A 14,450-nucleotide genomic window follows, 5' to 3' on the forward strand; every position below is an offset into this window, starting at 1 on the left:
ATTGGAACAATCTACTGTCTGTGATAGCTTTCAGCCTCTGCTAGAGAGGCAAATCCATAGAGCTTCACGGTCGCCTCTAAAATTGCCTGATCCATGTTTTCACCTTTTTCAAGTAACACCTTCTGCCACGCGAGATAAGCGCTCAGCGTGTTTTCCGAATAGGTGAGCAGTTCTCCCCTAAGGTACGTAGAAATCGATGTACCGCCAAACTGAGAGGTCTCATCGTCATCCAGACTGCGTCCGCCAGAAGCAATATGGGGGTACTGCCTGTGCAGCTGGCGGCTCCACTCCATGGAAATAGCGTGAATCTGATCCACCAGTTCTTCCTTTTCTGCAGTCACCGGCCTGAGCAGCCCTTCAATCTGCGCATATTCTGCCGGCGCCGTGTATTTCATCATACGGGCATATTTCTCTGTCACCAGATTAAAACCGGCCTCCTCGGCGCAGATCAGATCCTCAAGATAGGATTCACGCATGGCCTCATTCCAAGCGGTGAACTGGCACCTGCGCATGGCGTAAAAAGTTTCTTTGTCGTCCTGGCAAGAAGCTCTGGCTCCTCCCTCATTGACTTTGTCAAACATCCTGTACTCTATTTCAATAATTTTCTCTATGATATCCATGGGCTTTCCTTTCTTTCCTCAGCCTACAGTCAGTGGCAGCCCGGCTATGGCTGGATCCTTGATCTCCGCAATCAAGCTGAAACTCTGATCACAGAGAAAGTCGCTCGTCTTCTTTGTAAGCTTTTGTTCCATCAATTCTTCTCTGATTGCAATACAAATCGTTTCAATCACTTGCACGTTTTCCTCCCAACACGGGTCTTTACAGAGCCTGGAAAGAAGCGGTGCGATTTCCCTTCGTTTGGGCAGGTCTGCCAGACCTCTGAATGTCCACTTATAATATGGAGCATATCGTTTGTTTAACAGATATACGGCTTTCATGGCTGCCTCTGTAAACTCTGACAGCGCCAGCATCGCTGCCACAAAATCCCCTCTCTGCAGAAGACGTGGATAGTTGTATTGTCCTGCCTGCCCCATCTTGTGACAATTGCAGGACAATTTCTTAATTCTAACGTCCTCTGGATAAAACGCCAGTAATCGCTCTCTGATCTTCGTAAAGACTCCCAGAGGGTCGGCAAAGACGCAGCCATTTGTAGCGGTCGCCAGAAACTGCTCTGGAACCTGCAGCCACTGCCTCAATGTAGAAGGCCCTTGCGGCATACCAGTATATTTGGCATAAAAGTCCGATATCCGTATAACGCCTGTTCTTCCAGAGGCCATGCCTTCATCGGTTTTTCTCCCAATGCCTTGAAAAGTTTCTGGCAGCCCTTGATATGCTTCCTGCAGAGCAGGCCCGATTTTCTCCGCATCCTCATCAGTGAGCCAGAGACAGAAACCCGGTCCAAAGTCATGGTCACGGGACAGCCGATCATCAAAACCGAAGGCATCGGAGCCTTCGCCTGCAAACCCGCAGGCAATCCGCGATACATACTGGGGGAAATTCTTTTCCAGCATCGGTCTGCCAAATTCCAGGTAATATCCTCTGGCCAAATCCATTCCTTTATTCATGCTTTTCCCCTCCTATCAATTGCTTTCCTGCATCTGGTCAAGGAGATGATATGCCTCATCCTCATAACCTTGTGCCTCTTCAATTCTACCATACTTTCTGCAAATCCTTGCCAAAATCTGCAGTGTTGTGCAGTAGTCTTTGTTTTTTCCAAAAACTGCTCGAATCTCCTCCAACACCAAAAGCAGGCACTCTGTTGCCTCTTTTTCGTTGCCTGAGCGAGATAAAAGCTGGCCATATAACATTTTAGCGGAAATCACATGGGGGTTCTCATAGGCAAGGGAGGTAAACAATCTGATCGATTTCATCAAGAGAGACATCGCCTTCTCGTCCTGCGCTTTCCCCGCATAGTAATACGCCTGATTCAAAAGTCCTGTAGCTACATCCTCCTCATGTCCGCCCAGTTCGTCCAGAATTGCCATGGACTGCTCCATCAGTTCCAGACCCTCTTCCTCCCGCTGCGTATCCATGCACAGCAAGCCCAGGTTGTTGAGGACAGAGGCGTAGAGAAAATGTTTTTCCCCATTACAATTCTCGAAAAGTTTTTTTGCCTTTAAGAAGAGTTTCTCAGAGCGCTGCATTTTTCCCATCTGTCTATAAGTGCCGGCCAGATTATTTACGGTTACCGCATATTCAAAAGACGATTCACCAAAAGTCGGCCGCAAAGCCTCCAAAACCTCTTCGTAATACTTGACAGAATCCTGATACTCGCTGATGCTGCGGCAAAATGCTGCCAGCTCACTGGTACAGGCAATATGTACGTCTCCACCACCCTGGCTTTGTTCGTACACGTCTTTCAGCCATCTCATAATTTCTTCCGGGTGCTGCCGCGCGTCAAACCTGCTGTCAAGTTCTTCGTAAAACTGGTCTTTTGTCATTTTCATTTCCTCCTCTGCCTCTTTTTTTCGGTAGTTCTAAGTTGACCCATATGATGCCGCAGCTGACGAGCACGAGGGCCGCCAGATTATTCCATGTCAGGATTTCTTCGTGAAGCAGAAGTCCCGAAAGGGCAGTTCCAAACACGGGTATGGTGAAACCAAAGGGCGCTACTTTGCTGACAGGGTTATATTTCAGCAGGATTGCCCAAATAGTAAAGGAAAGGGTCGATAAAAAGGCCAGGTAAAAAAACAAGATCGCCGATTTTATTGTAAAGCTGCCTATCGTACCTGATGCCAGGTATCCCATAATCATCAGAATCGCACCGCCGATCATTAACTGATAGGCGGTAATGGATTCCGGCTGCTCCCGCTTTGAAAGAAGCTTTGTGGTCACAGAACTCGCCCCATAAGCGATCGCGCATAACAGAACAAAACCCTCTCCATTCCATGCAAAACCGCTGCTCCAGGCGCCAGGTGTGAGATTTACCACAACCACACCAGCAAAACCGACAATGCAGCCTATTGCCTTTTTCCAAGTAAAGCGCTCCTCTTTCATGAGAAAGTGGGCGATGATGATGGAAAAAAATGCATTTGATGCGGTGATAATCGATCCCTTGGCTCCCGTAGTATTTGCAAGGCCCAGATAAAAGAAAAAGTATTGTATGGTCGTCTGCAGTACGCCTTGTCCGAAGACAGCAGGAATGGATGATTTTTTTATTGTCAGGAGTTTTCTTTCCTTTAAGCTGAACAGCAAAAAGGTCATCACTCCTGCGCAAAAAAATCGACAGCCAGCAAAGAGCATCTGGCTTCCAGCCCCTTCAATGGCAAACCATTCATAGCCGATTTTGATGCATGGAAACGCACTTCCCCATAAAACGCAGCAAAACAGTGCTAGCGCAGCGACAACTGGTGTTTTCTGTATTGTCATGATTCCTTCCTTTTTCTTTATTCATTGTCATCCGGCGCAGGGCAATTTCAAGCACCCTCCGCCCCGGATTTCTCCATCAAAATGCTCCTATGAAAGTAAAGATCCGGCACACTTGCGTTCAAAACAACGTATTTGCGCCGGATCTGATTGATTATTTACTAAATTGCATTCGCTTTTTTTACTGCTTTATCAACAGATGTCATGACAGCAGAAGCAAATCCTTCGTCTACGAGGGACTTGTAGCCTTCAATAGTTACGCCGCCCGGAGAACACATCTCGCTGACTCTCGACTTCGGCTCATCGCCGCTTTCATCGAGAATCATGGCTACGCCCAGCATGTTTTTGATGACCATCTGGCGTGCATCGCTGCGGCTGAAACCCGCATAAACCCCTGCATCGATGAGTACGTCCGCCATCTGATACAGCCACATCGGACCGGAACAGCTGTATGCTGTAAATTCTCCAAACATGTTCTCAGGCAGAACGATTGTCTGCCCCAGCGCCTCCAGAACCTGGAGAGCAAAAGCCTTTTCTTCCTCGCTCACATTGTCATTTAAGCAGACAGCACTATGTCCGTTTCCCGACTGTCCCAATGTGTTAGGCATGACGCGGACAATCTTCCTGTCAGCGCCCAGCATTTCTTCCATCGATGCGATGGTAACGCCTGCTGCGATAGACAGAACGACCGTTTCCGCCGTTGCTGCTTCCTTAATTGTCTTTGCCACCACTGGTACGATTTTCGGAAGTACGGCTATGATAATCATGTCGGCCTCTTTCATGGCGCCACTTGCGTCTACCATGGCATTGACTCCATACGTTTCTTTGAGATACGCACAGCGGACCGGATTCAGTTCGCTGACGGCGATATCTTCGCTCTTTACTACTTCTCTTTTTATCAGGCTTCTCATGACGCCTTCTGCCATATTGCCGCCGCCACAGAATACGATTTTCTTGCTCATATTTTTCACCTCTATTTCAGTTCCAGTGTGTTTTTGACAAACTGCTCGTCTGTCTTTGTCTCTTCTGCAAGGTATGCGATATCTGCCTGCGTCAAATCCTCTGGTGCAACGCCTGCTTCTTTACATGCTCTCTTTATCATAGACTGTCTGAAGCGGTTAATATCTGCCACCTGGTGCTTGATCATGGCAGGGCTCTGCGGGAAGATGATATTCTCGCCCGGCTGGTCCTCTGCCTGTGGGTTTCCAAATCTGAGATCGATTCCATTATCTCTCGCGAAAGACAGCTGTGGCTGGATGTGCTTGCCTGCGCCTGTATATTCCGTCTCACTGATGACTACGATTGCATCCTCTGGCAGCTCCTGCGCCAAAGAAAACGCTGCCGCTAATGCGGTATTTCCTGCCGGTCCTCTTTCAATTCCCTCCAGGTTTGCAAGGGCCTCTGTCATGTACATGACTTCACCTTGTTTAACTGTCACGTATTTATCTGCATATCTCAGAATTCTTGCAGCGGAACGCGGCGTATCGGAGTGATCCGGACCAGTTGCGTGAGGCACGCCGAATCCTGTATGTCCAGTGGTACATGACTTCTTGTTGAACTGTGTATCTGAAGCCATGTGGAGACCTGTCAAGTCGATGGATGCAGCGACCACTTCTGTGTCTGTAGCGCCAGCTTTGATCAGACCTCTTGCGGTTCCTGTAATCATGCCGCCGCCTGCTGTTGTGCATACGACCATATCCGGGTTCTTTCCTGTCATTGCTCTGCACTGCTCGGCAATCTCGTAACCGAGGGTTTCTACACCGGCAATGCCGAATGGAGAATAGAGAGAAGCGTTGAAGAAGCCGGTGTCTTCCATGATGGAGAGGAAAGAATAGAACAGTTCTGGACCGACTGTCAGCTGCACGACCTCTGCGCCATATGCTTCGCACTTTCTGGCTTTTTCGATGATTTCAGGCTGGCCTACTCCGTTTGAGTCGTAGCATTCCTGTACTACGATACATTTGAGACCCTGCATCGCCGCCTGTGATGCTACCGCAGCACCGTAGTTGCCTGAAGTGGCCGCCATGACGCCCTTGTATCCCAGCTTCTTGGCATGAGCGACTGCACAGGCTGCTCTTCTCGCTTTGAAAGAGCCAGAAGCGTTTGCTGCCTCATCCTTTGCAAAGATTCTTGCCCCTTTGCCAGGTTCTGCACACTTTCTTGCCAGTTCTGTCAGGTTTCTCAGTTCAATCAGCGGGGTATTGCCGACTGCTGTTTTAGACTGGATTTTTGCCACTTCCTCCAGGGTATATCCTGTTGAAGACATCAGCGCTTCATAATCGAAGGCTACTGATCCTGATTCAAATTCGCTGTAGTCGATTCCCAGGGCTTTCAAATTGATTTCATTGGATCTTGCCATGACGGAATCATAATCTTTTGCTAGTGTCATTATCTGTCACCTCCGAACATTGTTTCTCTCAGCTGCTTGTCAATTTCTATGATTTCTGGTACGAACTTTCCATAACTGTGGGTGTAATAAGGACCCACTTCCAACAGAGTGCCTTTTACAATTCTGCCGACTGCTGTTTCTACGGATACCTCGTCGCCGATTTCCGCACTTTCCTCCTGCAGATAACCCTTTGTCCACTGCTGCAAGTCACACTTCTGTGTGTCCTCAGGCAGTTTTGCTGTTCTTTCGTCTGCTTTTAATACGATTGAGTGAATACGCACCCAGTCACCTTTCTTTGCCATTCTCATTTTCTCCTTTGCAAATATATTATTGTAAACTGATTCCACTATAGGAACCGACTGTGCCGACGATCGTATCGATATCGTTTTCGGCGTTGATGCCCATCTTGATCAGTTTATCTGTAACGTCAATCGGAACATCGCTGCCATCCATGGCTTCGTTCAGTCTGCCGCCCATCAGCACATGGGTGTCGGTCAGGCCTGCGTCTGCCAGTGCTGCTTTCAAATCTCTTCCGAAGCTATAGGCCATGCCGTTGTATGTGCTCATACATACGATGTTGCTGCCTGTCTCTACCAACGTATCAGCGATTTCAGAAATTGATACAGATGTACCCAGATCAAACACAGTAGCTCCTGCCTTGCGAAGTACATTTCTGATGACCTCTTTGCCGAACTCATGAACGTCAGTAGAGCCGACAACGACGTTGACGCCCTGCAGCGGTCCTTCATTTTCAAACTTCTGTTTTGCCAAAGCATCATTTTCAATTTTTTGAATCGTCTGCACGATACTGGTCGGTCTGATTGGCACTCTGCCTCTCATAGCTTCTTTTTCTCTGCCGCCTGCACCAAAAGCAACCTCCAGCTGCTCTGGTCCGATGGCTTTGAGCACAGCCGCGATTTCGCCTGCATGGCTGGTATCCACTCCCAGGTCATCTAACGCATTCATGACTCTCTCAAAGAAGACGTTGGCTCCCGTCACAAGAAGTTCTGCATCTGCATTGATCTTGTCCCAGTCCATATATCTGGCATAATACGGTGCTTTCTCGATGACCATGTCCATACTTAACTGTGCTTCTACGATTTCTTCCGGAGCTGGAATTCTGATCGCCTCAGTATATGGAACCGGTGCTACGGCATAACCGCTAGGATAGGTCAGCTGGCAGGCAACGTCAGCGATAGCATAAGAAGTCAGCGCCGCATAGTTTCTTGGCAAGCTGGAACCATAGTCGATGGTGTTGCCGTTGACAAAAGTTCCTGGTGTATGATACTTGTCAATCATGCTGATTGCCCGGTTGAATACCACTCGGAGCATGGAGTCGCTGAACAGATTTCCATAGCAGTGAGCAACTCTGCCGCCCATCAAGTCTTCTGCAATATATCTTTCCAGCTTTGCCCATCCCAGAAGGTTGGCAACATCATGGAACTGCGCACCGTATCCATCATCCAGGTTGCAGTGCATGCATACACCTCTCTCTTTGAATTCCCCCATGATGGCCATTGCTTTGATATAATCTTCTGTCCGATAGCCTTCCATATCAAGACCCGGGTATTCGTAAGTAAAATACTGTGCCAGGTTTCCGATGGTGGTCACCCCGGCAGTCAATCCATTGGTAACATTTTCCACGCTGTTCAAAGAACCGATCATGTGATCGCCCAGATGAGGGTTTACAGGAACGACCTGGCCGATTGCATTCCATTCTTCCTGTGAATTGAAAATCAAGCTGCCGCTGGCCTGAAAGCGATTTCTGTATTCTTCCGGCACGCCCATGATCCAGTCACAGCAGATGCCGAGACGGTCGATAGAAGAACCAGCTTCAACCAGCGAGTCATATACCTTTCGAATGCCGTCCTCAGTTACGCTCCATGAATTCCAGCCGAGGATACTGTGTTTCATGATTTTGCCGGCATCCATCATTTTACGCTTATATTCAGCCTCTGATCTGACGCCGTATTTCTTCATGAAAAGAGTTTCACCGACTGTAATATTTGATGCAATTTTTTTCGCATCCGCCTTGATGGTTTTCATATCAGGCAGCTCTTTTTCGTTAAATCGTCTGTTGATTTTAATATCCATTCTTTTCTCCTGTTCTGATACTTTTTTTCATGATTGCAAGGGCCGCTTCCTGGTCATATTCACAAAGTAAGCCTGCCGCAAAAAAAACGTAATCCTCATCGACAAAGGGTTTTACACCTTTCGGCAGCAGAACCCGCCCCGTTTCAGACTTTCTCACTTCCACATTCTGCAAAATCTGCGGTGCCGTACTCAAATTATTTACCAAGATGCCGCCAGTTCCGATCACGGTCCTGATGTCTGTCAAATTTTTTCCGTGCTGCACCAGTCTGCAGCCATCGTTAAACTCTTTGACGGCATAACCTGCATGCCGTCTCGCCGAGATTTGAACTGCACTGCAGGCAATCTGCAAGTCTATCTCTTTCTCGGATTCTATATCTGCAATATACTTCCTATCCGTAATACGATTCTGTATGGCATCGCTCAATTTTTCTCTCGTAATACCACATTTCTGAGCAAAGTTGTCTTCTCCCACTTCTTTTACAAGACAGATGGAAGATTCTCTCATTCCCATATCACCTTCTACCGTTCTCTTGGCAAAAGGCTCGGGCGAGCCTACCTGCTTTGCCCCTTCGTAGCTGCGGTTCTCTATAAAGGAATAGATATCCGTGGTAGCGCCGCCGATGTCTGCCATCATGTAAGGCCCTATTCCGGGTTCCGTTTCCGTTCCGTCGCAGAGCAATTGCCCTGCAGCAAGCACAGAAGCCGGCGTCGGTATAATCGGTCCGTCAAGTACCTCCTTGACCTTTCCCACACCCTTCATATTGGTGATACGGTTCATAAATAAGTCTCTGATAATAGCGACAGTCGGTTCGATGTTCAAAGTCCCCACGCCCGGGATGATATTCTCTGCCATAAAACATTCTTTTCCTCTGCCGGTGAACATCATTCTCACGTCCTTTGCGACATGGGAGTTCCCCGCATAGATGATCGGAATGTTAAGCCTGCTGCCAGCCAGGACTTCTGCATTGTGAAGGACGGTCTTACGGTTTCCGCCTTCATAGCCGCCGCACAGGAGCAGAATTTCCGCCTGAGAACCTCCTATCCCTTGCAGATCCTCCTCTGTAATCAGACCTGCGGCAGTATATACGACTTTGCCGCCTGCGCCAAAGCTGGCGTTTCTCCCCGCCTCTATGCTGAGAGATTTCGTCAAGCCGGATACTGCAATTCTAAGGCCTCCGGCAGCGCTGCTAGTAGAAAGTTTCAGTGCCACTCGAAAAGCGTCTTCACCTATGGTCCTCTTTGCAGCCTCGAAACACTGATGCAGGCTGATTTCAGCGTTGGTATGTACAGTAGATGGAAATTTATCCGTCAAAACGACGCGCCTCTCTGCTAAGTCTACACACACAATCTTCGTATAAGTGCTTCCAAAATCTAATAAAATCGCGTAGTTCAAGATCTGCCTCCTGTTACAATCGGAGCAAAGCTCCTCTGAACTTTGATGGAAGAAAACCATCATGATTCAGAAGCGGAACTCACCGCCTATAGCGACGAGAGTCCGGCATCTATTATATCTAGCTATTTATATTTTATCATTGTACCAGGTATATCGGTAGTGAAATAAAATCAATGTCATATGTACAAAATAGAATCATTCATTGGATACGCTGGCCACAGTTCAATCTGTGACCAGCGATGATATCATTTATTAAAACAGTGATAATACCGCAGTAATTGTAAAGTAGCCTAAAGCAATTACTACAACATATTTATATAAGAAGTCAACCCATGGGCCCCACTTGATTGCCGAAGTAGGCAGGTACCATTCTTCTCTGACCTTCTTTGCACCAATCTTCCAAGCCAGGATGATTGCCAGTCCCAAGGCACAGATGCAGTATCCGATATTTCCGAATACATTGTCAAAGACCGCAAAGAATGCATCGTTCCAAACACAGGGGATGGCAACGAGGATTGCGATGACATAGCATACGATTGTCGCCTTTTTCCTGCTCATTCCAAAGCCTTCCTTATCCATGAACGCCGAAGTGGCAATCTCTACCTGGTTGAGGGAGGATGAAATCCCCGCAAAGAGCAGGGCCACGAAGAACAGAATCAGGAAGAACGCGCCTCCCGGTATCGTCGCAAATACCTTCGGCAGCGCCACGAACATGACGCCTTTTCCCATCAGCGGGTCAAGTCCGAAAGTTGCCACTGCCGGAATAATTACGAAGCCGGACAGCAGGCAGATAAAGAGTTGAACTACGTTTACTGTGATAAAATCCGTCGCCACGTCCTGCTTGTCGTCTACATATCTTCCGTATACCAACAAGCATCCAGGTCCAAGGCCTACTGCAAAGAGTGCCATACCTGCCGCAGCCGCCCACATCTGTGGATTTGCCAGCTGTGCCCAGTCAGGCTTTAAGTAAAACTCAATCCCTGTTGCAATCCCAGGAATCATACATACGCGTACAATCAAAACCACCAGGATGATAAACAACAGTGGAAGTAAAATTTTACAAACTTTCTCAATACCGTTTTGAATTCCTCTGGCACCAATCAGCGCCACAACTGCCAGCACTGCGATTACGATCAGGTAAATGACAAGTCTGTTGTCATTGGTCGTCTCATAAACCGCCTCCGCATTTGCCGCGTAATCAATACCGCCAAAGGATTTAAAAATATAGCAAATAACAATTGCCATAATTGCAGGATAATAAGCCCAGACAGCCACCTGATCCAAACTCATGAACCAGCCCAGCAGCTTGCCCGGTTTGCCTGCAGCATCCGCACCGCAGCCTACGGTGCCTTTTCTGAAGTGTCTGCCATAAGCGATTTCTGCCCAGCCCGCAGGAATCACGATTACAACACAGACTGTGATGAATGCCAGTACAAATGCACCGCCGCCCCACTGTGCGCACATCATCGGGAATCTCCACATTGCGCCAACGCCGACAGCCATGCCTATCGTTGATAAGATAAATCCAATTCTAGAGCCAAATCCATCGCTCTGTTTGTTTTCTACAATTTCGCCTCTGGTATTGTTTTTCTTAGACATGGATTTCATAACTAAGAAAATACTGCCGCCGCCGAATACGACCGCATATACAATTAGCATTGCTATTGTAATTCCAGACATTTTTCTCTCCTTTTTAGTCATAGTTAAAGATGTGAACATTATTCTCGCCATCTCCAAGCCCCCGACATGACCTATTTTTGTGTAAGTATCATCCTCCTTCCTCAAGTACCGTTTTTATTTCAACTCTGCTCCCCCGCCTGCAAGCAAAGCAGGGCAGAGAAGCAGAGTGAAAATCACATTTGTTTTACAGCGACTGCTGCAGTGTTCTTGCGATGATATTATCCTGAATATCCTTTTCCAAATCGACAAAGTATGCAGAATAGCCTGCCACTCTTACCAGAATGTTGCGATATTTCTGTGGTTCCTTCTGTGCTGCACAGAGAGTTTCATTATCCACTACGTTTAGCTGAATGTGCTGTCCATGCTGTGTATCGAAGTAGGTGCGAATGACTGTTTCAATGATATTCAGTCCTTTCTCGCCTTTGACGATGGTCGGATCAAATCTCTGGTTGACCAGGACGCCGCTCTGCGCAATCAGCGGATCGATTCTGCCAAGGGACTTGACGACTGCAGTAGGGCCATTCACGTCCATACCGATCATCGGTGATGCGTTATCTGCAAGAGCAGTATAGGCTTTTCTGCCATCAGGCAGTGCGCCAATCAACTGCCCCAGTACCACGTTATAAGACTGCGTGGAGATAACCATTGTATATTTTGCATCACGGCCGTCTGTATGCTTGCAGATCTGGTCGTTGCAAAGCTTTGTCAGCCAATGGGCATATTGGTCTACACTTTCGATGTCGTTGCCATACTTTGGCGCCTTGTTGATCAAAAGCTGACGCAGGTTTTCTTTCCCTTCAAAGTCTGTAGCGAGAAGGTCCATCAGTTCATCCATGGACAGATACTTTTTATTGAATACGCACTCTTCGATTGCTGCTAAAGAGTCCGCAATATTTGCAATACCGGTGATAGCCACTGCGGAATATCTGTGGTCTGCACCTCTGCGCTGAAGAACCTGACCCTTTTCCATGCATCCATGAGTAAAACAGGAACCAGTAATGGTTGGTGCTGTCCACGCATGGCAGGAAACGATTCTGTCAAAGAGTTCGCAGAACTTATCCATGAAGTAATCCTGCTGGACTGCATAGGCATCCATAATCTGCTGTACTGATGTAAAGGTTCTGATATCACCTGTCTCTGGCCCAATCTGCTTTCCAGTCAGAGGATCTTTTCCGTTGTTCAGCGTGATTTCAAGCACCTTGCTCGGATTAAAATAGCCTGCATTAGACTGGAAGTCCGTCATACCTGGAACGCTCGGTTCAATACATCCGCAGATACCCCAGTTCCTAGCTTCCTCCAGGGTGTGGCCGAGGGAAAGAAGATGGGAAATATTAGTGCTGTCGTTGAAAAATGCCGGATGGCTTCCGCCCTTTCTTGCAACAGAAAGTGCCAGTCTGAAAGTCTCTTCATCTACCCCGTCATGGTAGCGGAAGGATACGCATGGTTCTTTTGTCTGCAGATCCTCCATGCAGTGGAGAATCAGTCTGGTCAGTTCATTGCAGCCGTCGCTGCCGTCAGGCAGAACACCGCCGATCATCATATGAATCCACAGAGGGCAGCCTGGGTAAGCGATAGATTCTCTCGTAGTACGCACTTCCCACAATTCAGCAATTTTCAGCTTAAATTCGTGAATGACGTCTGCGATAAAGGCTTCACTGATTCCGTTTTCCATATCCTGCTTATAGAAAGGATACATATATTGGTCAAAACGGCCCAGACAGTTGTCGTTACTGTTATATTCCATCTGCAGCGCCAAGTGGGTAAACCATACAAACTGTGCTGCCTGGTAGAAGTTCTGCGGCGCATTCTCTGGAACAATTTTGCAGACTTCTGCCATATTGAGAAGCTGCATTTTGCGTTCGTTATCCTTGCAGTCTGCCGCCATCTGTTCAGCAAGATCTGCATATCTATGAGCAAATCGGATAATCGCTTCCATTACGATAATCATGGCTTCCCAGGTGTACTTCTTTTCCATGTTTTCAATATTCATTCTATCGAGGGATGCGATGTTAGCCTTGCACTGATCGATATAGTAGCGGTAGCCCTTTGTCACCATTTCGTCGTAGCATGGCGCATGGTTCATGGTGGACTTGTTGGAGACTCCCTTTGTAAAGATACCGATGTCTACCATGATATCCATATCTTCATCAGCCAGCTCTGCCGTCATATCGCCAAAAGTTCTTCCTTCCCATTTTTTAACGATTTCTCGTAGTTCGTCCTTTTCTCCTGGCATGAACTGCAGGTTGTCGGATTCTCTTGTATCCAGTTCCTCCAAATCATCGCGCAGCCATGCTGTCATCTCTGGATACAGCGGTGCTGCGTGAAGTCTGGACGCCAAATGCCCTGCGATAATCGAATCGTCATCGATGAAGATCTTCTTGTTGTCTAAGACGTGGGCAAAGACCTTTGCCCTTCTCAAGATAAACGGTTCCATGGATGGCTCGCTGTAAAAGTTTGTGACCAGTTTGGCACGATCCAAACAGATTGTTACTGGCGTATCGCGCACCTTTTCGCTTAACCTAATTATTCTTTCTGAAATCATTTTACTACCTCCTTATTGTTGTTCTTCGTCCAGCAGCACTGTTTCCCATATTGAAGCAGTATGCTGTTGCCGATTTTTACAAGTTCTCTCATTTTTTCATCATCGGGCGTCTTTGTATCTTCCAACCCATAACCTCTTCCCAGTGCCTTGTATTTTGATTCGCCAAGACTGTGATAAGCTAAAAGCTCATATTCCTTTGCCGTCTGAAGACCTGCCACAAATTCCGCAATTCCTCTGATATTCTCTTCAGCATCGGTAAGCCCCGGAACAATAGGTGTTCTGATTGTAAGCGGAATCCCGTATTCCGAAATTTTTCTAATGTTATCAAGAATCAGTTCGTTTCCAGCTCCAGTCAGTGTCTTATGCACGGCTGCATCGATATGCTTGATGTCCATAAACATGGAATCTATATAAGGAAGTGCCATTTTAAACTTCTCAAAGTCTCCGCAGCCACAGCTTTCCACGACTACATTAATTCCTTTTTCATGACATTTCTCCGCAATATCTTTCAGCAGTTCACTGTGAGTCAGAGGTTCGCCGCCAGAAAAGGTAACACCTCCTCCAAACATGGAATAAAACGGTTTATCCTTTTCAATTTCTTTATATAATTCTTCTACTGTATATTCTCTGCCTGTAATTTTCTTTGCCTCTGCGTAGCATACATCTATGCATTTCATACAGTTATCGCAGAGGGATCGGTCAATGGTTCCATCCTCCAAAATTGCTGCCTGGGGACAGATCTCTCTGCATGCGCCGCAGCCAATACACCGAATCGGCGATTCCATGATTTCTGCATCATAGTTCTGTGATTCAGGATTTGCGCACCACTTGCATTTCAAAGGACATCCCTTGAAAAATACCAGGGTGCGGAGTCCCTCTCCATCATGTATGGAACATTTCTGTATATTGAATATCACCCTGACACCTCCTTTCTGTTTTCTTCTGTTGCCATATATAAAGCAAATTCCGTGCCAATCGTCAAAAGA

At 47.3% G+C, this 14,450-nt stretch carries 12 protein-coding genes; all 12 read right to left on the reverse strand.

Going from position 1 to position 14,450, the window contains the following annotated elements:
• Positions 1-11: 11 nt before the first annotated feature.
• A complete protein-coding gene (locus ACMQ5W_RS07430) occupies positions 12-620 on the reverse strand; it encodes a DUF4125 family protein (protein ID WP_419024600.1) in 609 nt (202 codons plus the stop codon).
• An 18-nt stretch (positions 621-638) separates the two neighbouring features.
• The gene (locus ACMQ5W_RS07435; RefSeq protein ID WP_419024602.1) at positions 639-1,565 is read right to left on the reverse strand and encodes a DUF4037 domain-containing protein; all 927 of its coding nucleotides are present in this window, start codon (positions 1,563-1,565) and stop codon (positions 639-641) included.
• 15 nt (positions 1,566-1,580) lie between these two features.
• Positions 1,581-2,441, reverse strand: coding sequence for a tetratricopeptide repeat protein (locus ACMQ5W_RS07440; RefSeq protein ID WP_419024604.1), 861 nt, complete (start codon positions 2,439-2,441; stop codon positions 1,581-1,583).
• Complete coding sequence (locus tag ACMQ5W_RS07445) at positions 2,410-3,369, reverse strand: DMT family transporter (RefSeq protein WP_419024606.1); 960 nt, start codon at positions 3,367-3,369, stop codon at positions 2,410-2,412. The genes ACMQ5W_RS07440 and ACMQ5W_RS07445 overlap by 32 nt, the downstream gene beginning before the upstream one ends.
• A gap of 158 nt (positions 3,370-3,527) precedes the next feature.
• The gene (gene proC, locus ACMQ5W_RS07450; RefSeq protein WP_419024608.1) at positions 3,528-4,328 is read right to left on the reverse strand and encodes a pyrroline-5-carboxylate reductase; all 801 of its coding nucleotides are present in this window, start codon (positions 4,326-4,328) and stop codon (positions 3,528-3,530) included.
• 11 nt (positions 4,329-4,339) lie between these two features.
• A complete protein-coding gene (gene ortB, locus ACMQ5W_RS07455; protein WP_419024610.1) occupies positions 4,340-5,755 on the reverse strand; it encodes a 2-amino-4-oxopentanoate thiolase subunit OrtB in 1,416 nt (471 codons plus the stop codon).
• Positions 5,755-6,057 (reverse strand): 2-amino-4-oxopentanoate thiolase subunit OrtA, encoded by a 303-nt coding sequence (gene ortA, locus ACMQ5W_RS07460; protein ID WP_419024612.1) that lies wholly within the window; start codon positions 6,055-6,057, stop codon positions 5,755-5,757. Before ortA ends, ortB begins: the two co-directional genes overlap by 1 nt.
• A gap of 25 nt (positions 6,058-6,082) precedes the next feature.
• The gene (locus ACMQ5W_RS07465) at positions 6,083-7,849 is read right to left on the reverse strand and encodes a cobalamin B12-binding domain-containing protein (RefSeq protein ID WP_419024614.1); all 1,767 of its coding nucleotides are present in this window, start codon (positions 7,847-7,849) and stop codon (positions 6,083-6,085) included.
• The gene (locus tag ACMQ5W_RS07470; RefSeq protein WP_419024616.1) at positions 7,839-9,242 is read right to left on the reverse strand and encodes a glutamate mutase L; all 1,404 of its coding nucleotides are present in this window, start codon (positions 9,240-9,242) and stop codon (positions 7,839-7,841) included. Before ACMQ5W_RS07470 ends, ACMQ5W_RS07465 begins: the two co-directional genes overlap by 11 nt.
• A gap of 252 nt (positions 9,243-9,494) precedes the next feature.
• Complete coding sequence (locus tag ACMQ5W_RS07475; RefSeq protein WP_419024618.1) at positions 9,495-10,922, reverse strand: sodium-dependent transporter; 1,428 nt, start codon at positions 10,920-10,922, stop codon at positions 9,495-9,497.
• Between the two features lie 184 nt (positions 10,923-11,106).
• Positions 11,107-13,464: a glycyl radical protein gene (locus ACMQ5W_RS07480; RefSeq protein WP_419024620.1), complete on the reverse strand. Its 2,358-nt coding sequence runs from the start codon at positions 13,462-13,464 to the stop codon at positions 11,107-11,109.
• Positions 13,461-14,381, reverse strand: a complete 921-nt coding sequence (locus ACMQ5W_RS07485; protein WP_419024622.1) for a glycyl-radical enzyme activating protein — start codon at positions 14,379-14,381, stop codon at positions 13,461-13,463. The genes ACMQ5W_RS07480 and ACMQ5W_RS07485 overlap by 4 nt, the downstream gene beginning before the upstream one ends.
• Between the last annotated feature and the right edge of the window lie 69 nt (positions 14,382-14,450).

The sequence above is a fragment of the Emergencia sp. genome, from assembly GCF_048465375.1.
GTDB lineage: Bacteria > Bacillota > Clostridia > Peptostreptococcales > Anaerovoracaceae > Senimuribacter.